The 24,699-nt window shown below is 64.7% G+C and carries 22 protein-coding genes; 17 read left to right on the top strand and 5 right to left on the bottom strand.

Translation table 11 applies throughout. The features are described 5' to 3' along the window. The first annotated feature begins 91 nt into the window (after positions 1-91). The 8 genes from gyrA (at position 92) to DK847_RS11340 (ending at position 7,977) form a co-directional block, all read left to right on the top strand. Positions 92-2,806 carry a DNA gyrase subunit A gene (gene gyrA / locus DK847_RS11375; protein ID WP_111198615.1) on the top strand — a complete coding sequence of 905 codons (2,715 nt, stop codon included), beginning with the start codon at positions 92-94 and terminating at the stop codon, positions 2,804-2,806. A gap of 158 nt (positions 2,807-2,964) precedes the next feature. Then, positions 2,965-3,576 (top strand): LysE family translocator, encoded by a 612-nt coding sequence (locus tag DK847_RS11370; RefSeq protein WP_111198614.1) that lies wholly within the window; start codon positions 2,965-2,967, stop codon positions 3,574-3,576. A gap of 1 nt (position 3,577) precedes the next feature. After that, positions 3,578-4,096: a pantetheine-phosphate adenylyltransferase gene (gene coaD / locus DK847_RS11365; RefSeq protein WP_111198613.1), complete on the top strand. Its 519-nt coding sequence runs from the start codon at positions 3,578-3,580 to the stop codon at positions 4,094-4,096. 51 nt (positions 4,097-4,147) lie between these two features. Further along, the gene (locus DK847_RS11360) at positions 4,148-4,660 is read left to right on the top strand and encodes a peptidylprolyl isomerase (RefSeq protein WP_111198685.1); all 513 of its coding nucleotides are present in this window, start codon (positions 4,148-4,150) and stop codon (positions 4,658-4,660) included. A 4-nt stretch (positions 4,661-4,664) separates the two neighbouring features. Continuing rightward, on the top strand, positions 4,665-5,186 hold the full coding sequence (locus DK847_RS11355; protein WP_111198612.1) for a peptidylprolyl isomerase: 522 nt from the start codon (positions 4,665-4,667) through the stop codon (positions 5,184-5,186). A gap of 119 nt (positions 5,187-5,305) precedes the next feature. Then, entirely contained in the window at positions 5,306-6,364 is a 1,059-nt protein-coding gene (gene queA, locus DK847_RS11350; protein ID WP_111198611.1) for a tRNA preQ1(34) S-adenosylmethionine ribosyltransferase-isomerase QueA, read from the top strand. Next, a complete protein-coding gene (gene tgt / locus DK847_RS11345) occupies positions 6,361-7,503 on the top strand; it encodes a tRNA guanosine(34) transglycosylase Tgt (protein WP_111198610.1) in 1,143 nt (380 codons plus the stop codon). Before queA ends, tgt begins: the two co-directional genes overlap by 4 nt. Before the next feature lie 27 nt (positions 7,504-7,530). Beyond that, a complete protein-coding gene (locus DK847_RS11340; protein ID WP_111198609.1) occupies positions 7,531-7,977 on the top strand; it encodes an SRPBCC family protein in 447 nt (148 codons plus the stop codon). 3 nt (positions 7,978-7,980) lie between these two features. Here DK847_RS11340 and DK847_RS11335 read toward each other — a convergent pair whose 3' ends face one another. The 4 genes from DK847_RS11335 to DK847_RS11320 form a co-directional block, all read right to left on the bottom strand. Beyond that, a complete protein-coding gene (locus DK847_RS11335) occupies positions 7,981-8,793 on the bottom strand; it encodes an ABC transporter permease (protein ID WP_111198608.1) in 813 nt (270 codons plus the stop codon). Further along, on the bottom strand, positions 8,783-9,712 hold the full coding sequence (locus DK847_RS11330; RefSeq protein ID WP_111198607.1) for an ABC transporter permease: 930 nt from the start codon (positions 9,710-9,712) through the stop codon (positions 8,783-8,785). The genes DK847_RS11335 and DK847_RS11330 overlap by 11 nt, the downstream gene beginning before the upstream one ends. Beyond that, on the bottom strand, positions 9,709-10,719 hold the full coding sequence (locus DK847_RS11325; protein WP_111198606.1) for an ABC transporter ATP-binding protein: 1,011 nt from the start codon (positions 10,717-10,719) through the stop codon (positions 9,709-9,711). The genes DK847_RS11330 and DK847_RS11325 overlap by 4 nt, the downstream gene beginning before the upstream one ends. Before the next feature lie 67 nt (positions 10,720-10,786). Next, positions 10,787-11,932, bottom strand: a complete 1,146-nt coding sequence (locus DK847_RS11320) for an ABC transporter substrate-binding protein (protein ID WP_111198605.1) — start codon at positions 11,930-11,932, stop codon at positions 10,787-10,789. A 130-nt stretch (positions 11,933-12,062) separates the two neighbouring features. Here DK847_RS11320 and DK847_RS11315 point away from each other — a divergent pair, with 130 nt between their 5' ends. The 9 genes from DK847_RS11315 to DK847_RS11275 all read left to right on the top strand — a co-directional run bounded on the left by DK847_RS11315 (position 12,063) and on the right by DK847_RS11275 (position 21,739). Next, entirely contained in the window at positions 12,063-13,391 is a 1,329-nt protein-coding gene (locus DK847_RS11315) for an 8-oxoguanine deaminase (RefSeq protein ID WP_111198604.1), read from the top strand. 13 nt (positions 13,392-13,404) lie between these two features. Continuing rightward, on the top strand, positions 13,405-14,223 hold the full coding sequence (locus DK847_RS11310; protein WP_161957242.1) for an alpha/beta hydrolase: 819 nt from the start codon (positions 13,405-13,407) through the stop codon (positions 14,221-14,223). Positions 14,224-14,449: 226 nt separating this feature from the next. Then, entirely contained in the window at positions 14,450-14,773 is a 324-nt protein-coding gene (clpS, locus tag DK847_RS11305; RefSeq protein WP_111198602.1) for an ATP-dependent Clp protease adapter ClpS, read from the top strand. A gap of 4 nt (positions 14,774-14,777) precedes the next feature. Further along, positions 14,778-17,198 (top strand): ATP-dependent Clp protease ATP-binding subunit ClpA, encoded by a 2,421-nt coding sequence (clpA, locus tag DK847_RS11300; protein ID WP_111198601.1) that lies wholly within the window; start codon positions 14,778-14,780, stop codon positions 17,196-17,198. A 152-nt stretch (positions 17,199-17,350) separates the two neighbouring features. Next, on the top strand, positions 17,351-18,127 hold the full coding sequence (locus tag DK847_RS11295; RefSeq protein WP_111198600.1) for an ABC transporter ATP-binding protein: 777 nt from the start codon (positions 17,351-17,353) through the stop codon (positions 18,125-18,127). A 68-nt stretch (positions 18,128-18,195) separates the two neighbouring features. Then, positions 18,196-18,996, top strand: a complete 801-nt coding sequence (locus tag DK847_RS11290) for a transporter substrate-binding domain-containing protein (protein ID WP_111198599.1) — start codon at positions 18,196-18,198, stop codon at positions 18,994-18,996. Positions 18,997-19,056: 60 nt separating this feature from the next. After that, the gene (locus tag DK847_RS11285; RefSeq protein ID WP_111198598.1) at positions 19,057-19,779 is read left to right on the top strand and encodes an ABC transporter permease; all 723 of its coding nucleotides are present in this window, start codon (positions 19,057-19,059) and stop codon (positions 19,777-19,779) included. Beyond that, positions 19,776-20,576, top strand: a complete 801-nt coding sequence (locus DK847_RS11280; RefSeq protein ID WP_111198597.1) for an ABC transporter permease — start codon at positions 19,776-19,778, stop codon at positions 20,574-20,576. The genes DK847_RS11285 and DK847_RS11280 overlap by 4 nt, the downstream gene beginning before the upstream one ends. Continuing rightward, entirely contained in the window at positions 20,573-21,739 is a 1,167-nt protein-coding gene (locus tag DK847_RS11275; RefSeq protein WP_111198596.1) for a M20 aminoacylase family protein, read from the top strand. Before DK847_RS11280 ends, DK847_RS11275 begins: the two co-directional genes overlap by 4 nt. Here DK847_RS11275 and DK847_RS11270 read toward each other — a convergent pair. After that, the gene (locus tag DK847_RS11270) at positions 21,730-24,696 is read right to left on the bottom strand and encodes an NAD(P)-dependent oxidoreductase (protein WP_111198595.1); all 2,967 of its coding nucleotides are present in this window, start codon (positions 24,694-24,696) and stop codon (positions 21,730-21,732) included. The two genes, DK847_RS11275 and DK847_RS11270, sit on opposite strands and share 10 nt — an antisense overlap. Positions 24,697-24,699: the final 3 nt, after the last annotated feature.

Below are 24,699 nucleotides of genomic sequence, written 5' to 3'. Positions count from 1 at the left end.
GCCTCACGACCTAGATTGTGAGGACTCCCGAATCGATGGCCGGATCGCCTCGGTTTGGACCCATTTTCCGGGGCTAGCTTACAGGTTTTCCGTGGCCGACAACGACGACCAGAAGGGCGCGACGCCGCCCTCCAATCCTTCCGAGATCGCCCCCATCTCCATCGAAGAGGAGATGCGCAAGAGCTATCTCGATTACGCGATGAGCGTTATCGTCAGCCGCGCGCTTCCCGACGTGCGCGACGGGCTGAAGCCCGTGCATCGGCGCATCCTGTTCTCGATGAACGAGAATGGCTATGACTGGAACAAGGCCTACCGGAAATCCGCTCGCATCGTCGGCGACGTCATCGGTAAGTATCACCCGCACGGCGACCAGTCGATCTACGACGCGCTGGTGCGCATGGCGCAGGACTTCTCGCTCCGCCTTCCGCTGATCGACGGCCAGGGCAATTTCGGCTCTGTCGACGGCGATCCGCCGGCGGCCATGCGCTATACCGAGTCCCGCATGGCGAAGGTGGCGCACGCGCTGCTCGAGGACATCGACAAGGACACGGTTGAGTTCCAGCCCAACTACGACAATTCCGAGCGCGAACCGACGGTGCTGCCGGCGCGCTTCCCCAATCTGCTGGTCAATGGTTCGGGCGGCATCGCGGTGGGCATGGCCACCAACATGGCGCCGCATAACCTCGGCGAAGTGATTGACGCCTGCATTGCGGTGATCAACGATCCGGGGATAAGCATCGACGACCTCATCAACATCATCCCGGGTCCCGACTTCCCGACGGGTGGCCTGATCCTCGGCCGCATGGGCATCAAGTCGGCCTTCCATACGGGCCGTGGCTCGGTGGTGATGCGTGCGCGCGTCGAAGTGGAGGAGATCCGCAAGGAGCGCGAGGCGCTGATCGTCACCGAGATTCCGTACCAGGTGAACAAGGCGCTGATGATCGAGCGCATCGCGGAGCTCGTGCGCGAGAAGAAGCTCGAGGGCATTTCCGACATCCGCGACGAGTCCGACCGGCAGGGCATGCGCGTCGTCATCGAGCTGAAGCGCGATGCGATGGCCGAGATCGTGCTGAACCAGCTCTATCGCTTCACGCCGCTGCAATCGACCTTCGGCATCAACAACGTCTGCCTGACCGGCGGGCGCCCCGAGCTGATGAACCTGAAGGACCTGCTGCAGGCCTTCGTGTCCTTCCGCGAGGAAGTGGTCACCCGCCGCACCAAGTTCCTGCTCAACAAGGCGCGCGACAGGGCACATGTGTTGGTGGGCCTCGCCATTGCGGTGGCCAACATCGACGAGGTGATCCGCCTCATCCGCACCTCGAAGGACGCAGGCGAAGCGCGCGAGGCCCTGATGGCGCGCGACTGGCCGGCCAAGGACATGGCGCCGCTCATCGCGCTCATCGCCGACCCGCGCCACACGCTGACGGAGGAGGGCACCTATCGCCTCTCCGACGAGCAGGCCCGCGCCATCCTCGACCTGCGCCTGCAGCGCCTCACGGCACTTGGCCGCGACGAGATCGCCGAGGAACTGCAGAAGCTCGCCGAGGAGATCAAGGACTATCTCGAGATCCTGCGTTCGCGCGCCCGCGTGCTGGGCATCATCAAGGACGAGCTGACGGCGATCCGCGACGAGTTCGCAACACCTCGTCGTACCGAGATCGTCGAAAACGAGGGCGAGGTCGAGGACGAGGACCTGATCCAGCGCGAGGACATGGTGGTGACGGTGAGCCATGCAGGCTACGTCAAGCGCGTGCCGCTCTCGACCTATCGCGCGCAGCGGCGCGGAGGCAAGGGCCGTGGCGCCGGCGGGACCCGCGAAGAGGATTTCGTGACGAAGCTCTTCGTCGCCTCGACCCATACGCCGATCCTGTTCTTCTCGTCTGCCGGCATGGTCTATCGCCTCAAGGTCTGGCGCCTGCCGCTGGGAACGCCGCAGTCGCGCGGCAAGGCGCTGATCAACCTCCTGCCGCTGGAGCAGGACGAGCGCATCACCACCATCCTGCCCATGCCGGAAACGGCGGCGGAGGCCGAGGGCCAGTTCCTGATGTTCGCCACGCGCTCCGGCACCGTCAGGCGCAACGAGATCTCGGACTTCGAGCAGATCAACCGGGCGGGCAAGATCGCCATGAAGCTCGACGCGGGCGACATGATCGCCGGCGTCGAGATCTGCACCGAGAAGGACGACGTGCTGCTGACCACCGCGCAGGGCCAGTGCATCCGCTTCGCCGTGGACGAGGTCCGCGTGTTCAAGGGCCGTGACTCGACGGGCGTGCGCGGCATCCGTCTCGAGAATGACGATCACCTCATCTCCATGTCGATCCTGCGCCATGTCGATGCGTCGTCGGATGAGCGGACGGCCTTCATCAAGCTGTCGCGTGCGGTGGCCGGTGAAGAGCAGGAGGCCAATGGCAGTGACGAGGAGGGCTCCTCCGAATTCACGCTGAGCCAGGAGCGCTATGCAGAAATGGGTGCCGCCGAGCAGGTGATCCTGACGGTCTCCGCAAATGGCTATGGCAAGCGCACCTCGTCCTACGAGTACCGCATCACCGGCCGTGGCGGCAAAGGCATCGTTGCCATGGCGGTGAACGAGCGCAACGGCCCGCTGGTGGCGAGCTTCCCCGTGGAAGAGGCCGACCAGATCATGCTGGTGACCGATGGCGGGCAGCTGATCCGCACGCCCGTGAACGGCATCCGCAAGGCAGGCCGCTCCACGCAAGGCGTCATCGTCATCAATGCGGCCGATGACGAGCATGTGGTCTCGGTCGAGCACATCACCGAGGAGGACGGCGAGGAAGGCGAGGGCTGAATGTCCTGAGCCGTCTCCCGGCGAAAGCCGGGACACCGCTTCCTTTCCCTCGCGTGCTGAACCAAAGCTGGGTCCCCGCTTTCGCCGGGATGACGGGTATTTGTGAAACCTTGCCTCTGGTCGCCATCCATGGCTAGTTTCCTTCAGGAGACTCCACCATGACGCTCGAATCCTACCTCGCCTTCACTGCCGCCGCGGCGGCGCTGGCCTTCGTTCCGGGACCCACGGTCACGGTCATCATCGCCAACAGCCTGCGCTATGGCCACCGGGCGGGGCTCATGAACGTGGCGGGCACGCAGGCCGGCTTCGTGATCTGGCTGGCCATTGCAGCACTTGGGCTGGGTGCTGCCATCAAGGTGATGGGCGTGTGGTTCGACGTGCTGCGCTGGGCGGGTGCGCTCTATCTCATGTGGCTGGCGATCAAGCTGTTCCGCTCCAATGGCGATCTCGCCGTGGCGGTGGACCGGGCAAGGCCCAATGGCAGCTTCTTCCTGCAGGGTTTCGTGGTCATCATGTCCAACCCCAAGATGCTGGTGCTGTTCGGCGCGCTGATCCCGCCCTTCATCAGCCCTGAGGCGAATGCCATGCAGCAGATCCTGCTGCTCGGCGCCACCTTCATGGTGATCGCCGGCTTCGGTGACGTGATGTATGCGCTGATGGCGGGCAAGGCGGGGAGCTTCCTGTCACGCTCGCGCATCAGGGCGCTGGAAATCGTCAGCGGCTGCTTCCTGATGGGCGGCGGCATCTGGATGGCATTGAGAGGACGCTGAGATGGCGCGCACCGGCTTCTACCCAGGCTCCTTCGACCCCGTCACCTATGGCCACCTCGACATCATTGCGCGGGCGGCGCGGTTGGTCGACAGGCTGGTGCTGGGTGTGGGCGTGCACCATGGCAAGCAGGCGTTCATCGACGCCGAGACCCGCATCGCGCTGCTGGAGCAGGTGACGCAACCCATTGCCGAACATACGGGCGTCAAGATTTCGGTCACCACCTTCGACGGGCTGGCGGTGGATGCCGCGCGCAAGGCCCATGCGGGCGTCATCATCCGGGGCCTGAGGGATGCAACCGACTTCGACTATGAGGTTCAGATGGGCCAGATGAACGGGGCCATGGCGCCCGACATCGAGACCGTGTTCCTCGCCGCCTCTCCGGCGACCCGGATGATTGCCTCCTCGCTGGTAAAGCAGATTGCCCGCATGGGGGGTGACATCACCCTGTTCATCCCGAAGGAGGCGCAGGCGGTCATGGCGGCCGCCCTGAAGACGGCAGCGCTGAAGCCTTCGCATTGACATTTTGTTCCTGTCCCCTCAGGAACGGCACCGATAACAATGGGAGATACCATGATCAGGAAACTGGCACTGGCCGCACTGGCGGCGGGCCTCATCGCCACCCCGGCACTGGCCGCGGAGAAGCTCAAGATCGAGACCAGCAAGGGCTGCTCCTTCGACATCACGCTCAGGCCGGACCTCGCGCCCAAGCACGTGGCGCAGATCACCCAGCTGGCCAAGGAAGGCTTTTACAACGGCATCATCTTCCACCGCGTGATCGACGGCTTCATGGCCCAGACGGGCGACCCGACGGGTACCGGCATGGGCGGCTCCAAGCTTCCCGACATCCAGGCCGAATTCACCCAGGAGCCGTTCAAGCGCGGCACGGTGGGCATGGCCCGCTCGCAGGACCCCAATTCCGGCAACAGCCAGTTCTTCGTGATGTTCGCGCCGGGCGACTTCCTCAACGGCCAGTACACGGTCTGGGGCCAGGTGGACGACAAGGGCATGGAATGCGTCGACAAGATCGCCCGCGGCGAGCCGCCGGCGAACCCCGACAAGATGGTCAAGGTCACGGTGGAGTAAGAACATGGCCGATCTCGAAAACACCCTCTATCTCGACGTGGCCAACGCCAAGGGCGAGCCCAAGGGCCGCGTGACCATCGAACTCCGTCCGGACCTGGCGCCGAACCACGTCGCCCGCATCAAGGAACTGGCCCGTGAGGGCGCCTATGATGGCGTCGTGTTCCACCGCGTCATCGAGGGCTTCATGGCCCAGGGCGGCGACGTGCAGTATGGCAACACCACATCCGCCAGCTTCAGCCCCGGCAGTGCCGGCATGGGCGGCTCCAAGAAGCCGAACCTGAAGCAGGAATTCTCCAAGGAGCCGCATGTGCGCGGCGTCTGCTCCATGGCGCGTTCGCAGAACCCGGACTCGGCCAACAGCCAGTTCTTCATCTGCTTCGGCGACGCCACCTTCCTCGACCGCCAGTACACGGTGTGGGGCAAGGTGACGGACGGCATGGACATCGTCGACGGCATCAAGCGCGGCGAACCCGTGCGCGAGCCGGACAAGATCGCCAAGATGCAGGTTGCGGCCGACGCGAAGTAACCACTGAAGGCCGTCACCCCGGCGAAAGCCGGGGCCCCGCTTTCCGCATGTATGGTCCCCAAAGCGGGGTCCCGGCTTTCGCCGGGATGACGTTTTGGGGAATTCTTTTTGGGGTCAGTATGCGCGTCTCCGACTTCGACTTCGACCTGCCGCCGGAGCGTATCGCGCTGCGGCCAGCCAACCCGCGCGACTCCTCGAAGCTGCTGGTGGTGCGGCCGGATGGTCTGGAGGACCGCATTTTCCGCCAACTCCCGGATCTCCTCCGTGCTGGCGACGTGCTCGTCTTCAACAATACCCGCGTCATCCCGGCGGCGCTCTCAGGCCATCGGATGGGCCGCCTCGGCACCACGCCGAAGATCGAGGCGCTGCTGCACATGCGCCTCGACGGGAGCCGCTGGAAGGCCTTCGTGAAGCCGGCCAAGAAGCTGGAGAAGGGCGATCGCGTCCGCTTCGGTGCAGAAGGAAAGGTATGCCTTCTCGGGACTTTATATGCAACGGTTGAAGAAAAAGGCGAGGCTGGCGAGGTGACGCTCGCCTTCGATTTCCACGGCCCCGCGCTGGACGAGGCCATCGCCGCCGTGGGCGAGATGCCGCTTCCGCCCTATATCGCCGGCAAGCGGGGCACGGACGCGCAGGACAGGTCGGATTACCAGACGATCTATGCCGTGAAGGAGGGTGCGGTTGCCGCCCCAACGGCTGGACTGCACTTCACGCCCCAGGTGATGGAACGCCTGCAGGTTTCTGGAATATCACAGGAATTCGTCACGTTGCATGTGGGTGCGGGAACCTTCCTGCCGGTCAAGGCGGAGGACACCCGGGACCACAGGATGCATGCCGAGTGGGGCGAAGTGACCGCCGCCACCTGCGAACGCCTCAAGGCGGCGCGGGCCAGGGGCGGGCGGATCGTGGCGGTGGGAACAACCTCGCTGCGGTTGCTCGAGAGTTCCGGTCTCGAGCCCTTCTCCGGGACGACGGAGATCTTCATCACGCCGGGCTACCGGTTCCGGGCCACGGACCTGCTGGTCACCAATTTCCACCTGCCCAAGTCGACGCTCTTCATGCTGGTCTCGGCCTTCGCCGGCCTCAAGCGCATGCGTTCCGCCTATGCCCATGCCATCGCGAATGATTATCGGTTCTATTCCTACGGCGACTCCAGCCTGCTATTCCCCGCGCCATGACTCTCCAAGAAAAGACCCCTGAATTCGGCTTCACGCTCCACGGCACGGACGGCACTGCGCGTCTCGGCACCGTCCACACGCTCCATGGCGACATCCGCACCCCGGCCTTCATGCCCGTCGGCACGGTGGGCACGGTGAAGGGCCTCTATCTCGACCAGGTCGAGGGCACGGGGGCGGACATCATCCTCGGCAACACCTACCACCTGATGCTGCGGCCCGGGGCGGAGGAGGTGGCAAAGCTGGGGGGCCTCCACCATTTCATCGGCTGGAAGCGGCCGATCCTGACGGATTCCGGCGGCTTCCAGATCATGTCGCTGTCCAAGATCCGCAAGATCACCGAGCAGTCGGCGATGTTCCAGTCCCACATCGACGGGCGGAAATACGAACTTTCGCCCGAGCGGGCGATGGAGATCCAGCGTCTGCTGGGCTCCGACATCCAGATGCAGCTCGACCAGTGCATCCAGTATCCCCACACCGAGAAGGAAGCCGAGAAGGCCATGCAGCTGTCGCTGCGCTGGGCCGAGCGCTCCCGCAAGGCCTTCGGGCGGCAACCGGGGCGCGGCAATTTCGGCATCGTGCAGGGCGGCATCAACCCGAAGCTCCGCAAGGAGAGTGCCGAGGGGCTCAAGTCCATCGGCTTCGAGGGCTATGCCATCGGCGGCCTCGCGGTGGGCGAGGGGCATGAGCTGATGCTGCAGGCGATCGAGCACACCATTCCGCACCTGCCGGAGGACCGGCCGCGCTACCTGATGGGGGTGGGGACGCCCGAGGACATTCTGGAGTCGGTCGCCCGCGGCATCGACATGTTCGACTGCGTGCTGCCCACGAGGTCCGGGCGGCACGGGCAGGCCTTCACCCGCTTCGGCAAGATCAACCTGAGGAATGCGAAGCACGCCGATGACCTGCGCCCGCTGGACCCCGAACATCCGTGCCCGGCGCTGTCCAGGTACTCCCGGGCCTACCTGCACCACCTGATCCGCTCGGGCGAGCTGCTGGGCATGATGCTGCTGTCCTGGGCCAATATCGCCTATTACCAGTCGCTGATGCAGGGTATCCGGGCGGCGATCTCCGAGGGCCGGTTCGAGGACTTCCGGGTTGCGACGAAGGAACAGTGGAAGCGTGGCGATATCCCGGCATAATCGCTGCCGAAATGGGAGGACGACAAGATGAAGCTTACGGACGAGGTGATCATCCCCGTGCCGCGCATCAAGGTGTGGGAGGCGCTCAATGACGCCGAACTGCTGCGCCAGTGCATTCCCGGCTGCGAGGAGATCGTGAAGAAATCCGACACCGAGATGGAAGCCAAGGTGACGGTGAAGCTGGGGCCGGTGAAGGCGAGCTTCAAGGGGGCGGTGACGCTCTCCGACCTCGACCCGCCCAATGGCTATCGCATCTCGGGCGAGGGCAAGTCGATGATGGGCGGCGCCATCGGCGGTGCCAATGTCAGGCTCGAGGACGTGCCGGAAGGCACCAAGCTGATCTATGACGTCGATGCCCAGGTGACCGGCAAGATCGCCAGCCTCGCCCAGCGTTTCATCGAGCCGACGGCCAAGCAGCTCTCGGCCCAGTTCTTCGAGAGCTTCGCCAGGCTCGCCGTCAACGAGCCCGGCTAGAGGTCACTTTCCGGAGCCGCCCGTGTGCTCGCCCTCGCGCGTCAGGTAATAGGCGGCGAGGATGGGCAGGAAGGTGACGGCGATGACGATCAGCGCCACCACATTGGTGACGGGGCGCTGGCGCGGGCGGATCAGCTCGTTCAGCATCCAGATCGGGAGGGTGGATTGCTGGCCAGCGGTAAAGGTGGTGACGATCACCTCGTCGAAGGACAGCGCGAAGGCCAGCATGCCGCCCGCGAGAAGGGCGGAGCCGATCTGCGGCAGGATCACGTGCCGGAAGGTCTGCGTGCCATTGGCGCCAAGGTCCATCGAGGCCTCGATCATGCTGCCGGAAAGCCGCCGGAAGCGGGCGAGCGCATTGTTGTAGACCACCACGATGCAGAAGGTGGCGTGCCCCAGAACGATGGTCCAGGTCGAGAACGGGATCGACATGATGTCGAAGGCCGAGCGCAGCGCGATGCCGGTGATGATGCCGGGAAGCGCGATCGGCAGGATGAACAGGAGCGAGATCGAATCCTTGCCGAAGAAGCGCGCCCGCCAGAGGGCTGCGGCGGCGAGTGTGCCCAGCACCAGCGCGATCAGCGTGGCGAGCACAGCCACCTTCACCGACAGCCAGAGCGGCCCCCAGATGTCCGGCCGGTCGAACCACGCGACCGAGAACCAGCGGAGCGTCAGGCCCGGTGGCGGGAACTGGAAGCTCTTCTCCTCGGTGGTGAAGGCATAGAGGATGATCAGCGCCAGCGGGATGTGGAGGAACAGCAAGCCGCCGATGGCGGCCAGCCGGAGGGGTAGCGAAGCGGCGGGCTCAGAGCGCATCGAAGGCCCCCATGCGCCGGGCGATCACCAGATAGATGCCCATGATGACGACAGGCACGACGGTGAAGGCCGCGGCCAGCGGAATGTCGCCCGCGGTGCCCTGCAGCGCATAGACCGTAGTGCCGATGAAGGGCCGCGAATTTCCCACGATTTGCGGGATGATGTAGTCGCCGAGCGTCAGCGAGAAGGTGAAGATCGAGCCCGCGATGACGCCCGGCAGGGCCAAGGGCAGGATCACCGTCCGGAAGGTCTGGCGCGGCGAGGCACCGAGGTCGGCCGAGGCCTCGATGAAATTCTTCGGCACGCGCTCCAGCGCCGCCTGCGTGGGCAGGATCATGTAGGGGAGCCAGATATAGACGAAGACGATGAAGGTGCCGATATAGCTGAAGGACAGCGACGAGCCGCCGATCACCGGCAGGCTAAGCAGCGCGTCGAGCAGCCAACCCACGTGGAGCTTGTCCGCCACCCAGGTGATGATCCCCTCCTTGGCGAGGATCAGCTTCCAGGCATAGACCTTGACGAGGTAACTCGACCACAGCGGCATCATCACTGCCAGATAGAACAGCGCCTTCCAGCCACCACGCGCATAGCGCGCTGCGTAATAGGCGATGGGAAAGGCAAGCATGGCGCTGGCGATGGTGACGACTGCCGCCATCACGGCGGTGCGCAGGATGATCGTCAGGTTGGTGGCGGTGAACAGGTGTCCGTAGGTGGTGAGGGTGAATTCGTGGACGATCAGCCCCGAGAATTCATCGAGCGAATAGAAGCTCTGCAGCAGCAGGGCCAAGAGCGAGCCCAGATAGACGATGCCGATCCACAGGAGTGGCGGCAACAGCAGCGCGAGGGTGAGCAGCCCGGAATTGCGGTAGAAGAAGTCCGAAAGTCCGCCGCGCGGGGCCGTGGTGGCAAGGGCGCTCATGCGGCATCCATTGCAACGAGATTGTCCGCGTCCCAGGCGAGGGTCACTGTCTCGCCTTCCTGGATTGCGGTCATGCCCGCAGGCAGGGCAGCCGCGATGCGCGTGCCGTTCACGTCGACGGCGATCCGGGTGACGGCACCCTGATAGTTCACGGAGGCAACGCGGCCGGTGACGCCGAACTGGCCACTGGGCAGAGTTTCATGGCCCCCCGCCAGGCGGATCTTTTCCGGGCGAAGGCTGGTCCACGCCAGCGTGCCACCATGGGCCGCTGCGAAATCGGGCGGGAGGACGTTGGATGAGCCCACGAAATCGGCGACGAAACGCGAGCGGGGGCGTTCATAGACGTCGGCTGGCGAGCCTGCCTGCACAATCCTGCCCTCGTTGAAGATCGCCACGCGGTTGGCCATCGAGAGGGCCTCGCCCTGGTCATGGGTCACGAAGACAAAGGTGATGCCGAGTTGCTTCTGCAGCGCCTTCAATTCTTCCTGCATCTGCTCGCGCAGCTTGAGATCGAGCGCGCCGAGGGGCTCGTCGAGCAACAGCACCTTGGGCTGGTTGACGAGGGCGCGGGCGAGCGCCACGCGCTGGCGCTGGCCACCGGAAAGCTGCGACGGCCGGCGCTGGTCAAAGCCCTTGAGCTTGACCATGGCCAGGGCCTCCAGCGCCTTGGCCTCGCGTTCAGCCCGCGCGACGCCCTTGATCATGAGGCCATAGGCGACGTTCTCGCCCACCGTCATGTGCGGGAACAGGGCGTAGTCCTGGAAGACAGTGTTGACGTTGCGCTTGTAGGGTGGAAGCCCCTCGGCCGTCTCGCCGAAGATCTCGATATGGCCCGAAGTGGGCTGCTCGAAACCGGCGATGAGGCGGAGGCAGGTTGTCTTGCCTGACCCGGACGGCCCCAGCATGGCGAAGAACTCGCCCTCGGCAATATCGAGAGACACGTCATCGACGGCCTTCACCTGGCCGAAGTGACGTGACACGTGCTGGAAGCTGACGGCTGCGGGCATGATGGGTCCTGAACTGAAGACCCCGGCCTGCGGAGGCCGGGGTCAAGCGTGGTTGGGGCTGCGAGCCTTACTGGCTCATGACTTCTCGGTAGGCCTTGTCCCACTGCGAGTAGGGCACGCAACCGCCCTCCGCCTCGCACTTCGCGGTCGGCGTGCGCCAGAACCAGATCTTGTCGAAGTTCTCGAAGCCGTTGGTGGCGCAGCCGGCGTCGGTCAGGAGCTCGTTGCCCTTGCAGGCGGCGGGAACCGAGGGAACCGAACCGAACCAGGCCGCGAGATCACCCTGCACCTTCGGTGAGATCGAGTGGTTCATCCACAGATAGGCACAGTTCGGGTGCGCCGCCTCGGCATGCATCATGGTGGTGTCGGCCCAGCCCGTGGCACCTTCCTCCGGCACGGTCGAAGCGACCGGCTGCTTGTCGGCCTGCAGCAGGTTCACCTGGAACGGCCAGGAGCCCGAGGCAACGACGCCCTCGTTCTTGAAGTCGTCGATCTGCACCATGGCATCATGCCAGTAGCGGCCGACCAGCTGGCGCTGGTTCTTCAAGAGGGCGATGACCGCATCGAACTGCGCCTGGTTCAGCTCATAGGGGTTCTTGATGCCGAGTTCCGGCTTGGTCTTCATCAGGTAGAGCGCGCCATCGGCCACGTAGATCGGGCCGTCGAAGGCCTGGACGCGGCCCTTGTTCGACTTGCCGTCGGGCAGGTTCTGCTCTTCGAAGACGATGGCCCAGCTCTTCGGCGCTTCCTTGAAGACGTTGGTGTTGTAGGCGAGGACGTTCGGGCCCCACTGATAGGGCACGCCATAGTGGACGCCGTCGACCGTGTGCCAGGGCGCTTCCTTCAGGCGGTCGTCCAGCGTGCCCCAGTCCTTGATGAGGGAAATGTTGATGGGCTGCACCTTCTTGCCGGCCACGAGGCGCAGCGAGGCGTCGCCCGAGGCGGTGACGAGGTCGAAGCCGCCCTGGTTCATCAGGGTCACCATCTCGTCCGAGGTGGCCGCGGTCTTGACGTTGACCTTGCAGCCCGTGTCCTTCTCGAAGCTGGTCACCCAGTCATAGTTCTTGTCGGTCTCGCCGCGCTCGATGTAGCCCGGCCATGCCACGATGTCGACCTGGCCTTCACCTGGGCCGATCTCCTTCTTGGCCTCCTGCGCCATGGCGAGGCCCGCCACGGCGGCGAGGGCGGCGAGCGATGAAATCGCTGTCTTCATAAAGGTCATCTGTCTGCTCCCTGTTGGGCCGATTGTGAGGCGCTTCTTGGCAGCACCATCTGGCCCGTGCCATGTATTGTGAACCGAAGTGGACCCAAACTTCAACCCCGGCAAACCTTTAGGTATCGTCATGCGCAGCCTCTGGATAAAATCGCCGCTGGCAATCATGGCTGACGCACCCGCCGGGATTGTGCTGCGCGGCGGCAGGATCGCCGAAGTGCTGACGTCGGGGCAACGGCCATCCGTGGCGGTGGACGAGGTTTTTGACGCATCGCAGCACGTGGTGCTGCCCGGCCTGGTCAACACCCACCACCACTTCTACCAGACACTGACGCGGGCTCACCCCGATGCCATCAACAAGAAGCTCTTCGACTGGCTGAGGGCGCTCTATCCGGTGTGGTCACGCCTGACGCCCGAATCGCTGCGGCTCGCCACCCGGCTGGCGCTCACCGAGCTGCTGATGTCGGGTGTCACGACCACCTCCGACCATCATTACCTGTTTCCGGGCGGGCTTGACGACGCGATGGACATCCAGGTGGAGGAGGCGCGGAACCTCGGCCTGCGGATGACCGTGACCCGCGGGTCGATGAACCTGTCGGTGAAGGATGGCGGGTTGCCGCCCGATTCCGTGGTGCAGGACGAGGACACGATCCTCGCCGACTGCGAGCGCGTGATCGGCAAGTATCACGAGCGCGGCGAGGGCGCGATGATCCAGATCGCGCTCGCGCCGTGCTCGCCTTTCAGCGTGACCAAGTCGCTGATGTGCGCCTGCGGGGCCCTTGCCGAGACGCATGACTGCCGCCTGCACACCCACCTCGCCGAAACGCATGACGAGGATGATTTCTGCACGGCGATGTTCGGCATGCGTCCGCTCGATTACCTGGAAGATGTGGGCTGGCTCAATGACCGCACGTGGCTGGCCCATGGCATCCATTTTTCCGATGATGACGTGAAGCGGCTGGGCCGGCATGGCGTGGGGGTGTGCCATTGCCCCACCTCCAACATGGTGCTGGCCTCGGGCCAATGCCGCACCCGGGAGCTCGAGGCCGCCGGGGCGGCGGTGGGACTGGGGGTCGATGGCTCGGCCTCGAACGATTCCTCCAACCTGATGGAGGGCGTGCGCCATGCGCTGATGATCAACCGCCTGACCTATGACGCCTCCGTCAGCCATCTCGATGCGCTGCGCTGGGCCACCCAAGGTTCCGCCCGCTGCCTGGGGCGCAGCGACATCGGGGAGATCGCGGTCGGCAAGCAGGCGGACCTGGCCCTGTTCAGGCTCGACGAGCTGCGCTTCTCGGGCGCCGGTGATCCACTGGCGGCCCTCGTGCTCTGCGGCGCCCATCGTGCCGACCGGGTGATGGTGGCCGGCGAATGGCGGGTCATCGACGGCCTTCCGGTCGGCATCGACATCGCCGCGCTGCGCGCCGCCCATGGCGCGGCGGCAAAGCTGTTCCTGTGATAAGAACCCGGCCATGATGGATCTTGCCGCCGAATACAACAACCGCGCCATGGTGCCGGACCATGCGGAGATCATCGCACGCTGGCACAAGGATGCGTCGGCCTACAGGGCCAGCCATGAAGGCGAACTTGACATCCCCTATGGTGCCAGGCCGCGCAACCGGGTCGACCTGTTCCCGGCTGATGGCGGCCAGGGGCAGGGGCCCGTCATCGTCTTCATCCATGGCGGCTACTGGCGGAGCTTCGACAAGTCGACCTTCAGCCATGTGGCAGGTCCCGCCAATGCGGCGGGCTTCGACGTCGCGGTTCCGGGATACAGCCTCTGCCCGGATGTGACGGTCGCCGACATCATCGACGAGCTTCGCCAGTGCTGCCTGTTCCTCGGGCAGCGCAGCGGACGGCGGCTGGTGGTGACGGGCCATTCCGCCGGAGGTCACCTTGCCGCCGCCATGGCAGCCACCGAATGGCAGCTCTATGGCGCCCGCCAGGACCTGATCCAGGCCTGTCTGGCGGTCAGCGGGCTGTTCGACCTCCGCCCGCTGATGGTGACGCCCTATAATGACGATCTGCGGCTCTCCGCCGCCGCGGCCATGGCGGCGAGCCCGCTGTTCTGGCCGATGCCCAGCCGCATCCCCTTTGACAGCTGGGTGGGCGCCGAGGAGAGCTTCGAGTTCCGTCGCCAGGCCCGCTCGCTCGCAGCGGGCTGGGCAGGTTTCGGGCTTCCCTGCCGTTATGAGGAGGTGGCGGGAGAGAACCACTTCAGCATCGGAGACCTGCTGGCTCGTCCCCGCCACCCCATGACCCTCCGCCTGCTGGAGCTTGCCCGGGGCTGAGGCGGCCCGGAAACCTGTCGCGGCGCACAATTTCCGGGCAGGCGTCGGCTGGGAACTCTGCCGGTTGCGGCGGGTTCTGCTGTGAACGAGAGCCTTTCTCCCGCGAGCCCCAGCCTGAGTGAAACCAATGCCACCCGCCCTGCGTATCCGGTGAAACAGCAGTGCCCGAATTTGGCCGAGAATACCCCCTCCACATTCGGGGCGAAGCACCTATATAATCGCTCTCATGCCGAAGCAGCCCAACCACAGAGACGAAAATCAGACAGGGGTGATCACCCGGACGGAGGCGAAGACCAAAAAGCCTTCGCTCTACAAGGTGCTGCTGCTCAACGACGACTACACGCCGATGGAATTCGTCGTGCACGTGCTCGAGCGGTTCTTCGGCAAGGGACGCGACGAGGCGACCCGCATCATGCTGCACGTCCACCAGAAGGGCGTCGGCGTCTGCGGGGTCTACACATTCGAGGTGGCGGAGACCAAGGTGACCCAGGTCATGGATTTCGCCCGCAACCACCAGCATCCCCTCCAGTGCACGATGGAAAAGGAATAGGCCAATGCCGACATTCTCCCGCAGTCTCGAAAAGGCGCTGCACCGCGCCCTTGCACTGGCCAACGAACGCCGCCACGAATATGCGACGCTCGAGCACCTGCTGCTCTCGCTCACCGACGACAAGGACGCTGCAGCGGTCATGAAGGCCTGCAACGTCGACCTCGACGTGCTGCGCCGCAGCCTGACCAATTACATCGACAATGAGCTGGGCCAGATGATCTCGGCCGAGCGCGAGGATTCGAAGCCCACGGCCGGCTTCCAGCGCGTGATCCAGCGCGCCGTGATCCACGTCCAGTCCTCGGGCCGCGAGGAGGTGACGGGGGCCAACGTGCTCGTCGCCATCTTCGCCGAGCGCGAGAGCCATGCGGCCTATTTCCTGCAGGAGCAGGACATGACGCGTTACGATGCCGTCAACTACATCTCGCATGGCATTGCCAAGCGTTCCGGTCTTTCGGAAACGCGCCCCGTGCGCGGTGTCGACCAGGACCAGCAGGGCGCCAGCAACAGTGACGGCGACGAGGGCAGCGCCAAGAAGAAAGGCGAGGGCGATGCGCTCGACGCCTATTGCATCAACCTCAACAAGAAGGCCGGCGAAGGAAAGATCGATCCGCTGATCGGCCGCGAGGCTGAAGTCCGCCGCACCATACAGATCCTCTGTCGCCGCCAGAAGAACAACCCGCTCTTCGTGGGCGACCCGGGCGTCGGCAAGACGGCGATCGCCGAGGGCCTGGCCCGCAAGATCATCAATGGCGACGTGCCGGAGGTGCTGCTGAACTGTACCGTCTTCCAGCTCGACATGGGCGCGCTCCTGGCCGGCACCCGCTATCGCGGCGACTTCGAGGAGCGCCTCAAGGCGGTGGTGAAGGAGATCGAGTCCCGCCCCGGCGCCATCATGTTCATCGACGAGATCCACACGGTCATCGGCGCGGGGGCGACCTCGGGCGGGTCCATGGACGCCTCCAACCTGCTGAAGCCGGCGCTGGCCAATGGCTCGCTGCGCTGCATCGGCTCGACCACCTACAAGGAATACCGCCAGCACTTCGAGAAGGACCGGGCCCTCGTCCGTCGGTTCCAGAAGATCGACGTCAACGAACCCTCGATCCCGGATGCGATCGAGATCCTCAAGGGCCTCAAGCCCTATTACGAGGAGTTCCACAAGGTCCGCTACACCGATGACGCGATCGAGACGGCGGTGCAGCTCTCGGCGCGCTACATGGCCGACCGCAAGCTGCCGGACAAGGCGATCGACGTGATTGACGAGACCGGCGCCTCGCAGATGCTGGTAACCGAGGACAAGCGCCGCAAGGTGATCGGCGTGCCGGAGATCGAGGAAACCATTGCCACCATGGCCCGGATACCGGCCAAGACGGTGTCGAAGGACGACGCCACGGTGCTGAAGAACCTCGACGCCGAGCTGAAGCGCATGGTGTTCGGCCAGGACAAGGCCATCGAGGCCCTGGCCGCCGCCATCAAGCTTGCCCGCGCGGGCCTGCGGGAACCGGAAAAGCCCATCGGCTGCTACCTGTTCTCCGGTCCCACGGGCGTGGGCAAGACGGAGGTTGCGAAGCGGCTCGCCGAGGTGATGGGCGTCAACATGCTGCGTTTCGACATGTCCGAGTACATGGAAAGACACTCGGTCTCGCGCCTCATCGGTGCGCCTCCCGGCTATGTCGGCTTCGACCAGGGCGGGTTGCTGACCGACGGCATCGACCAGCACCCCTATTCGGTGCTGCTGCTCGACGAGATCGAGAAAGCGCACCCTGACCTGTTCAACATCCTGCTGCAGGTGATGGACCACGGCAAGCTGACCGACCACAATGGCAAGTCGGTCGACTTCCGCAACGTGATCCTCATCATGACCACCAATGCCGGTGCCCAGGACATGGCGCGCGAGGCCATCGGCTTCGGCAACAGTGTTCGCCAGGGTGACGACATGGAGGCCATCCAGCGGCTGTTCACGCCGGAGTTCCGCAACCGGCTCGATGCGGTCATCGCCTTCGGCCACCTGCCGCCGGCAGTGGTTCGCAAGGTGGTGGAGAAGTTCGTGCTGCAGCTGGAGGCCCAGCTGGCCGAACGCCAGATCAACATCGAGCTGTCTGCCGATGCCGCCGACTGGCTGGCCCGGAAGGGCTATGACCAGCAGATGGGCGCGCGGCCCCTGGCGCGCATCATCCAGGAGCACGTCAAGAAGCCGCTGGCCGAGGAGGTGCTGTTCGGCAAGCTGTCGAAGGGCGGAACCGTGCGCATCCTTCTCAAGGGGGATGAGCTGCACTTCGAGTATCTGAGTCGCGATGAGGAGAAGGCCTTGCCCGGCCGGCCCGAACGCAAGGCTCTGCCACGTGCCGCAGCGGAAACCGGGGAGGAGGGCGACGACAAGCCCGAGAGGAAGGCCGCAAAGCGCAAGCCCAAGGCGAAGTCCGAGTGAGTAATCACGTCGAAGCGACGGGAAAATGAAGGAAAACCGGCGTACTGTCCAATTGCAGTCGCCGGTTTTCTTGTTATTGTACGACGCAGAAGAACAAGGGTCGAACCGGCCCGGTGGGGAGACGAGGCGTGGAAAACGCTGCAGCGAAGGTCATGGCTGACCGCCCGGTGGCGGTGCAGGTCACCGACCTTCACAAGAAATTCGGCGAGCTCGAGGTTCTGAAGGGCGTTTCGCTCACGGCGCGCGAGGGGTCGGTCGTCTCGATGATCGGTGCGTCGGGATCCGGCAAGTCCACCTTCCTCCGCTGCATCAACTTCCTCGAGATGCCCACCCAGGGCCAGATCGAGGTGACGGGCGAAAAGGTTGCGCTCGCCCGCCACAAGGACGGCGACCTGCACCCCTCGGACCGCAAGCAGCTGGAGCGTATCCGCACGCGGCTCGGCATGGTCTTCCAGAGCTTCAATCTCTGGCAGCACATGACCGTGCTGCAGAACGTGATCGAGGCCCCGGTTCATGTGCTGGGCGTGCCGCGGGCGGAAGCCATCGAGCGCGCGGAGAAGCTGCTCCACAAGGTCGGCCTGTTCGAGAAGCGCGACCAGTATCCGGCCTTTCTCTCCGGCGGCCAGCAGCAGCGTGCCGCCATCGCACGCGCGCTGTGCATGGAGCCGAAGGTCATGCTCTTCGATGAACCCACCTCGGCGCTCGACCCCGAGCTGGTGGGCGAGGTGCTGAAGGTCATCCGCGACCTTGCCGATGAGGGCCGCACCATGATCCTCGTCACCCACGAAATGAAGTTTGCCCGCAGCGTCTCCAGCCACGTGATCTATCTCTACAAGGGGGTGATCGAGGAGGAGGGGCCGCCATCGCAGGTCTTCGGTTCGCCCCGCAGCGACCGTTGCCGCCAGTTCGTTTCCTCGGCACATGCCTGAGCGGAACGTGACAAGTGCCTTCAACAAACCGGGCCTTCAAGCCGCCCGGAAAACAGGGAGTAACGTGAATGAAGCTTAACCGTCGCATCGTCATGGCAGCCGCGGCCCTTGGCCTGCTGGCCAGCGCCTCCACCGCCGCCATGGCCGACATCAAGTTCGGCGTCGCGGCCGAGCCCTATGCGCCCTACAGCTCGAAGGATGCTTCCGGCAAGTGGGTCGGCTGGGAAATCGACCTGATGAACGCCCTCTGCGCCCAGATGAACGAGAAGTGCGAACTCGTGGAAGTGGCGTGGGACGGCATCATCCCCGCGCTGACCTCGAAGCAGATCGACGTCATCTGGTCGTCCATGTCGATCACCGATGAGCGCAAGAAGACCATCGACTTTTCGGACATGTACTACAACACGCCGTCGAACCTGATCGGCCAGAAGGATGGCGACACCAACATCTCGCCGGAGCACCTCAAGGGCAAGGTTGTGGGCGTTCAGGTCTCGACCACCCATGAGCGTTACGCGCAGAAGTATTTCGCCGCCGCCGGTGCGGAAGTGAAGACCTATTCCACGCAGGACGAGGCCAACAACGACCTGGCTGCAGGGCGTGTCGACTATGTGCAGGCCGATTCCACCGCGCTGGATGCCTTCCTGAAATCCGACCAGGGCAAGCAGTGCTGCGAGCTGAAGGGCACCGTTCCGGACGACATCTCGGTTCTGGGCATGGGTGTCGGGGCCGGTGTGCGCAAGGAAGACACGGCGCTTAAGGAGAAGATCAACGCCGCCATCGCCGAACTGGCGAAGCAGAAGAAGTTCGCGGAGATCACGGTGAACTATCCGGAACTGCAGGGCATTCTCGTCACTCCCGAAAACAAGTAACGTAGCTGCGTGCCTGCGCGGAAAGATGGTTTCCGCGCAGGTTCCTGACCAGGGGCGCCCATGGCCGGTCAACCCGGATTTCCGGAAATACTGTCGTTCGGCCCCACCGGCTATGGCGACGAGCTGCTGTTCGGAGCCTCCGTCAGCGTGGCCATCGCGCTTCTGGCCTATGCGCTGGGTCTGATCATCGGCGTCATCGGCGCGATGTCGAAGCTCTATGGCAGCACCCTGACGCGCACCATCATGCAGGGTTACACCACGCTGGTGCGCGCCGTGCCTGAGCTGATCCTCATCCTCATCCTTTATTACGCCGGCACGGCAACGTTGAACCAGCTGCTCGAAAGCTCGGGCTTCTCGGCCATCGCGATCAACGGCTTTGCCGCCGCCGTGCTGGTACTCGGTTTCGTCCAGGGCGCCTATTCCACCGAGGTGCTGCGCGCTGCGATCCAGGCCATCCCGGTTGGCCAGATGGAGGCCGCGAGGGCCTACGGCATGTCGCCCTGGCTGATCTTCCGCCGGATCACGCTGCCGTCGATGCTGCCCTATGCCATTCCGGGGCTCGCCAATCTCTGGCTCATCGTCACCAAGGATACGGCACTGATCGCCGTCGTCGGCTACACCGAGCTGGCGCTGGCCACCCGCCAGGCGGCCGGCAACACCAAGATGTATTTCACCTTCTTCATGGCCGCTGGCCTCGTGTACCTGATCATCACGCTGGTGTCGCAGCGCGGCTTCGCGATGCTCGAAAAGCGCGTGCGGCGCGGCCAGAGGAAGCTGACATGAGCTTCGACGTGTTCAAGCTGATCGTCAAAAGCCTGGTCGTGCTGCTGCTGGTGGCATTGCTCACCGGCATCATCTACTGGCTGCTGAAGGTGTCGCAGTGGAGCTGGATGGCCACCTATTACCCGCTGCTGATCCGCGGCCTCTGGCTGACTCTGCTCCTGTGGGTGTTCTCCTGCGTGCTGGGCATGATCCTTGCCATCCCCATCGGGCTGGTGCAGGTGACGGGGCCCCGCTGGCTTGCTGCCATCGCACGCGGCTTCTGCACCGTGATCCGCGGCACACCGCTGCTGCTGCAGCTGTGGCTCATCTATTATGGGCTCGGGTCCCTGTTTCCCCAGCTCGCCAGCGTGTTCCCCGAGTTCCGCCAGGACTTCCGATGGCTCATCCGGCTTGATGCCTTCTGGTATGCGCTGCTTGCCTTCACCCTCAGCTTCGCGGGTTATGAGGGCGAGATCATGCGCGGCGCGTTCCTCGGTGTTCCGCGGGGAGAGCTGGAGGCCGCGCGTTCCTTCGGCATGTCGCCCTGGAAGGTGCTGACCCGGGTGTGGTTCCCCCGTGCTGTTCGTCTCGTGCTGCCGACGCTGGCCGGCGAGGTGGTCCTGCAGCTCAAGGCTACGCCGCTTGCCATGACGGTGACGGTGATGGACCTTGCGGGCGTCGTGCGCAACCGCATCACCCAGGACACCTACATCGTCTACGAGCCGCTGATGCTGCTTGCCGTGATTTACATGTGCCTGACCTTCCTCACCGTCTGGGCCTTCAGCTACATCGAGAAGAAAGTGCCGCAAAAGCGATGATCGAGGACGTTCTCAAGAAGCACTTGCCCGATCTCACGGCCATCCGGCATGATCTCCACGCCCATCCCGAAATGCTGTTCCAGGAGGAACGCACGGCCGGGATCGTGGCCGACGAATGCCGAAGGCTGGGATTCGAGGTTGCCACGGGCATCGCCAAGACCGGCGTGGTGGCATCGCTCAGAAACGGCAACTCCGGCCGCACCATCGGCATCCGCGCCGACATGGATGCGCTGCCGATCCAGGAGCAGACCAATCTGCCCTATGCATCGAAGTACCCCGGCAAGATGCACGCCTGCGGGCATGACGGGCACACGACCATGCTGCTCGGGCTGGCGCGCTATCTCGCGGAGCACCGGAACTTCGACGGAACGGTTCGGCTGATCTTCCAGCCATCGGAGGAAGACGAGGGTGGCGCCTTCCGCATGATCGAGGATGGGCTGTTCACCCGGTTCCCCTGCGACCGTGTCTTCGCGCTCCACAACCTGCCGGGTGAGGCGGAAGGCCAGATCGTCGTGCGACCGGGACCGATCACGGCCTCCTGCGACGTCTTCACCATCGTCGTGCAGGGTGTGGGTGGACATGGCGCGCTGCCGCACAAGTCGGTGGACCCGGTCGTCGCAGCCTCCAGCATCGTGCTGGCGCTGCAGACGGTCGTCTCCCGCAACCTCGATCCGCATGATCCGGCGGTCGTCACCGTTGGTGCGATCAATGGCGGGTCCATGGCGACGGTCATCCCGGAAGAGGTGCGGCTGCTGGTCGGCGTGCGCACCGTGACGAAGCCGGTGCGCGATCTGGTGCTCACCCGCATCAAGGAACTCGCCATGGCGCATGCCAAATCCTATGGCTGCACGGCGGATGTACAGATTGGCCTCGACAGCTGGAGCTACCCCGCCGGGTTCAACACCCCGGACGAAGCGGCGCTGGTGCGCGCGGTGGCGCTGGAGATGGGGCAGGACCCCACCAAGGTCGACATGCGGGGCCCCTTCATGTTCTCGGAAGACTTCTCCGCCATGCAGGAAGTCGTGCCGTCCTGCTATTTCGGCCTGGGGGCGGGGCCGGGGCCGATGCTTCACGACCCCGGTTATAACTTCAACGACGCGCTTCTGGTGAAGGGCCCCGCCTTCTGGGCGAGGCTCGTCGAGAAGGCGCTGCCTCAGGCATAGGGCCCTTCGAGGCCCAGCTTCCGCATCAGCGTGGCATAGCTGTTGAAGCTCTTCACCAGTGCCGCGCCGTGGCGCGCGATCAGGGTCTGGCGCGCCGCCTCTGTCGGGGCGGCGGCCAGCGCAGCCCAGATCGCCGCCATCGTCTCGGCCTCGCCGCGCGCTGCCGTGACATCGCCAGAAGCGACGGCCTGGGAAATCGACTGGCCGCTGCACTTGCCGACCCCGGCCACCGTTCTGGACCCGCCCAGCGCATAGCCCTCCGGCAGGTCGCCCTTGAGGTTCACGACCTCCTTGAAGCGGATGGCGCTGATGATCTGATCCACCGCCTGCTTGGCCCCCTCGACGCGCGAGACGTGCTCGGTGTCGGCCGCCGCGTGCGGCAGCAGTTCCAGCCGGCCGGGATATTTCTGCGCCAGGGGCAGGTAGGGGACCATCGGCCCGGTGGCGGCTCCCGTCTCGGCGTTGACGAAGAGATCGGCATCAATGGCCGCGTAGCGCACCTTGCCGGATGCCAAGGCGGCATCCAGTGCCGCGGCGTCGACGCATTCACCGCGGTCGTAGTTGATCACGATCGCGCCGTCGTTCAGTTGGGCCAGAACGCTGGCGCTCACCACATTGGCGTTGGCGAACTTGCCGGTGGCGGAGTTCAGCGGGCCGAGGCCAGTGTGCACGGAAATCACATCCGCCCCCTGTGCCGCGTCTTCCGGTGTCGCAGCGTAGATGAAGCCCTCCGACTCGATCCAGTCCTTGTGGCGGGGCCTTGCGTGGACTGCCACCACCATGCCGAAGGCCTGCGCCAGCTTCGCCATCTCTCGTCCTATGTTGCCATAGCCGATGATGCCGATGCGCTTTCCTTCGATCTTCTCGGTCGGGAACTTCGCGAGATCGCGCCCGGTGTCGAAGGTGCCCGCGGCGGTGAGGCGGTGCATCTCGTCCACGGGAAGATCCGGCAACACCTTCAGCAGGGCCTTGAAGCCCATCTGCGCGGTCGCCCGGCTGTTGAAGGACGGCGTGTTCATCAGCGGGGCGATGCCTCCTTCGCCGTTGCCGCCTCCCCATGATGCGGAGCCCATGTTGCCCGTGCCGGCGCCGATCCGCACGCCACCGGCGGGGAACTGGGCCTCCTTGGGCAGGAAGGTTGCCGCCGCGATCACCGCGTCATACTGCCCCTTGTCGGTCAGCGGCCTGATTTCATCGGGCTTCGACAGCTGCGGCTGGTAGAAGAAGTGGATGCCCGGCTCGAGCGTCATGCCATCCGTATACGGGGCGTCATGGAAGCTGCAGCCCTGTGCGATGGCGTGCGCCCTGACCGCCGAGTGGTCGGGCTTGCCGTCCATGCCGAACTTGAGGCCGACATGATCGCAGATCAGCACCTTGTAGGCGCGCTTGGGGTCGTCCTTGCGGCTGCGGCCTGCCTGCTGTGCGGGAGCAGGGAAGGTGACGCCATGTTTCGCCAGTTCCTCCTCCATCACCACGATCCGCGCCCGGTGATAGGCGTACTTGATGTTGTCGAGCAGGGCGTGGATGTCTTCCACCGGCCGGATGCCGCCAATCCAGGCGCGATAGTCGCCCGGCGTGCCGGGGAAGGCGTTGACATAGCGGGCGGTGTCGAGGCCCTCCTCGTGAACACCATTGGGGTGGGTGATTCCGTCATAGGCCAGCAGCTGCTTCGAGCGTGCGATGATGCGGGCATGAAGCGCAGGGTCGGTGACCTGCCTGTCGGCAACTTTCACGAGGGTGACCGCGGCTCCGCGGTGCTCGGCACTGGTGACGCCCAGCTGGAACAGGTCCGAGTTGCTCATCCACTCGTTCAGGGCGGCCCGGTTCAATTCGGAGCGGCGGTTCATCTCTCTGACCGGGCCGATCATCTTCTCGACGCGCAGCAGGCCAAAGGTGGTTTCGGCAAAGGCGAGGGTGGAGAAGGTGTTGATCACACCACCCACCATCTTGTTCTCCTGCGGGTCATAGAAGGGTCCCAGCTTCACCGTTCGCTCGCCCGACAGCGGCATCTTGGGATCGACCGGTGCGGCGAGCTTCAACTGGCGCGGAATGGCCCAGGAAGGCGCCTTCTGGTTCTCCTCCACCAGTGCCAGAGCGGTTGGCGTGAAGGACACGAGGAAATATCCGGAGATGCCGCCAATCGCCTTCTGGAACGGCATGAACAGGCAGCACTTCGCCATTACCTCCGCCACCAGTTCCTCGCCCCAGGGCATGGCGCCCAGCATCGAGGTCGCATCCAGCACCGCATGGTGCTCGGCCGGATTGCGGTCGATCCAGTCGAGAAGGTTCTCGATGTCGGAGCGGGAATAGGTGGTGGCCCCCGTCGTCTCGTGCCCGACGCCGAAAAATACTTTGATGCCCATGCGTTCCAGCATGTCGGAGGACGGGATCGCTCCCTCGGATTTGGCGAAATGGATGCGCGCCTCGTCGCCATTGCGGGCAAAGCGCATCATCTCGACGATCTGCGCCCCCCAGCTCTGTCGGAAGAAGCCCGAGGCCTTGGCAAGATCCGATTCCGGTGCCGGCGTATCGACGTAGACATGCTGGGCAGGGTCGTTGACGGTCAGGAAGTGCAGTGCGCAGACGGTGAAGCCCGAATGGCCGCCGCCGAGGCCCACCGCCAGCCGGTTGGACTTCGGGAACTCGAAGTAGCGGTGGATCTCCCGCATCATGTCCAGCAGGAACTTGTCGGCCGGATAGCCGCGGTGCATCGAGCGGCCGATTTCCGCGGCGGTGAAGGGGCCGATGTCGCGGCCGGTGTCGTCCAGCTTCCTGTAGTTCTGCTCCAGCCAGTGCTCGAAGGCAAAACGCAGCATGCGGCTGTCGGCCTCGTCCCGCGCCATGTCGGTGATCGGGCCCACACCGAAGAAGGGGTTCTGGGTGCGCGGCGGAGGACCGCCCGCCGAGGCCCTGAGAGAGTCCTCGCGCGCCGCCTTCAGATTGTCGATTGCAGACATGTC

Origin of the sequence: Aestuariivirga litoralis (genome assembly GCF_003234965.1) — a bacterium.
Classification (GTDB): Bacteria; Pseudomonadota; Alphaproteobacteria; order Rhizobiales; family Aestuariivirgaceae; genus Aestuariivirga; species Aestuariivirga litoralis.
The sequence above is the reverse complement of the archived record's forward strand: the minus strand, read 5'-3'. Positions and strand labels throughout refer to the sequence as shown.

What these genes read in the sequence shown, in the direction of transcription:
- DK847_RS11335 (WP_111198608.1), bottom strand. Translation starts at nt 8,793, where the DNA reads ATGCGCTCTGAGCCCGCCGCTTCGCTACCCCTCCGGCTGGCCGCCATC.
- DK847_RS11315 (WP_111198604.1), top strand. Translation starts at nt 12,063, where the DNA reads ATGCGCAGCCTCTGGATAAAATCGCCGCTGGCAATCATGGCTGACGCA.
- DK847_RS11325 (WP_111198606.1), bottom strand. Translation starts at nt 10,719, where the DNA reads ATGCCCGCAGCCGTCAGCTTCCAGCACGTGTCACGTCACTTCGGCCAG.
- DK847_RS11370 (WP_111198614.1), top strand. Translation starts at nt 2,965, where the DNA reads ATGACGCTCGAATCCTACCTCGCCTTCACTGCCGCCGCGGCGGCGCTG.
- clpS (WP_111198602.1), top strand. Translation starts at nt 14,450, where the DNA reads ATGCCGAAGCAGCCCAACCACAGAGACGAAAATCAGACAGGGGTGATC.
- DK847_RS11340 (WP_111198609.1), top strand. Translation starts at nt 7,531, where the DNA reads ATGAAGCTTACGGACGAGGTGATCATCCCCGTGCCGCGCATCAAGGTG.
- tgt (WP_111198610.1), top strand. Translation starts at nt 6,361, where the DNA reads ATGACTCTCCAAGAAAAGACCCCTGAATTCGGCTTCACGCTCCACGGC.
- coaD (WP_111198613.1), top strand. Translation starts at nt 3,578, where the DNA reads ATGGCGCGCACCGGCTTCTACCCAGGCTCCTTCGACCCCGTCACCTAT.
- DK847_RS11280 (WP_111198597.1), top strand. Translation starts at nt 19,776, where the DNA reads ATGAGCTTCGACGTGTTCAAGCTGATCGTCAAAAGCCTGGTCGTGCTG.
- DK847_RS11355 (WP_111198612.1), top strand. Translation starts at nt 4,665, where the DNA reads ATGGCCGATCTCGAAAACACCCTCTATCTCGACGTGGCCAACGCCAAG.
- DK847_RS11270 (WP_111198595.1), bottom strand. Translation starts at nt 24,696, where the DNA reads ATGTCTGCAATCGACAATCTGAAGGCGGCGCGCGAGGACTCTCTCAGG.
- DK847_RS11290 (WP_111198599.1), top strand. Translation starts at nt 18,196, where the DNA reads ATGAAGCTTAACCGTCGCATCGTCATGGCAGCCGCGGCCCTTGGCCTG.
- DK847_RS11285 (WP_111198598.1), top strand. Translation starts at nt 19,057, where the DNA reads ATGGCCGGTCAACCCGGATTTCCGGAAATACTGTCGTTCGGCCCCACC.
- DK847_RS11310 (WP_161957242.1), top strand. Translation starts at nt 13,405, where the DNA reads ATGATGGATCTTGCCGCCGAATACAACAACCGCGCCATGGTGCCGGAC.
- DK847_RS11320 (WP_111198605.1), bottom strand. Translation starts at nt 11,932, where the DNA reads ATGAAGACAGCGATTTCATCGCTCGCCGCCCTCGCCGCCGTGGCGGGC.
- clpA (WP_111198601.1), top strand. Translation starts at nt 14,778, where the DNA reads ATGCCGACATTCTCCCGCAGTCTCGAAAAGGCGCTGCACCGCGCCCTT.
- queA (WP_111198611.1), top strand. Translation starts at nt 5,306, where the DNA reads ATGCGCGTCTCCGACTTCGACTTCGACCTGCCGCCGGAGCGTATCGCG.
- DK847_RS11275 (WP_111198596.1), top strand. Translation starts at nt 20,573, where the DNA reads ATGATCGAGGACGTTCTCAAGAAGCACTTGCCCGATCTCACGGCCATC.
- DK847_RS11330 (WP_111198607.1), bottom strand. Translation starts at nt 9,712, where the DNA reads ATGAGCGCCCTTGCCACCACGGCCCCGCGCGGCGGACTTTCGGACTTC.
- DK847_RS11295 (WP_111198600.1), top strand. Translation starts at nt 17,351, where the DNA reads ATGGCTGACCGCCCGGTGGCGGTGCAGGTCACCGACCTTCACAAGAAA.
- DK847_RS11360 (WP_111198685.1), top strand. Translation starts at nt 4,148, where the DNA reads ATGATCAGGAAACTGGCACTGGCCGCACTGGCGGCGGGCCTCATCGCC.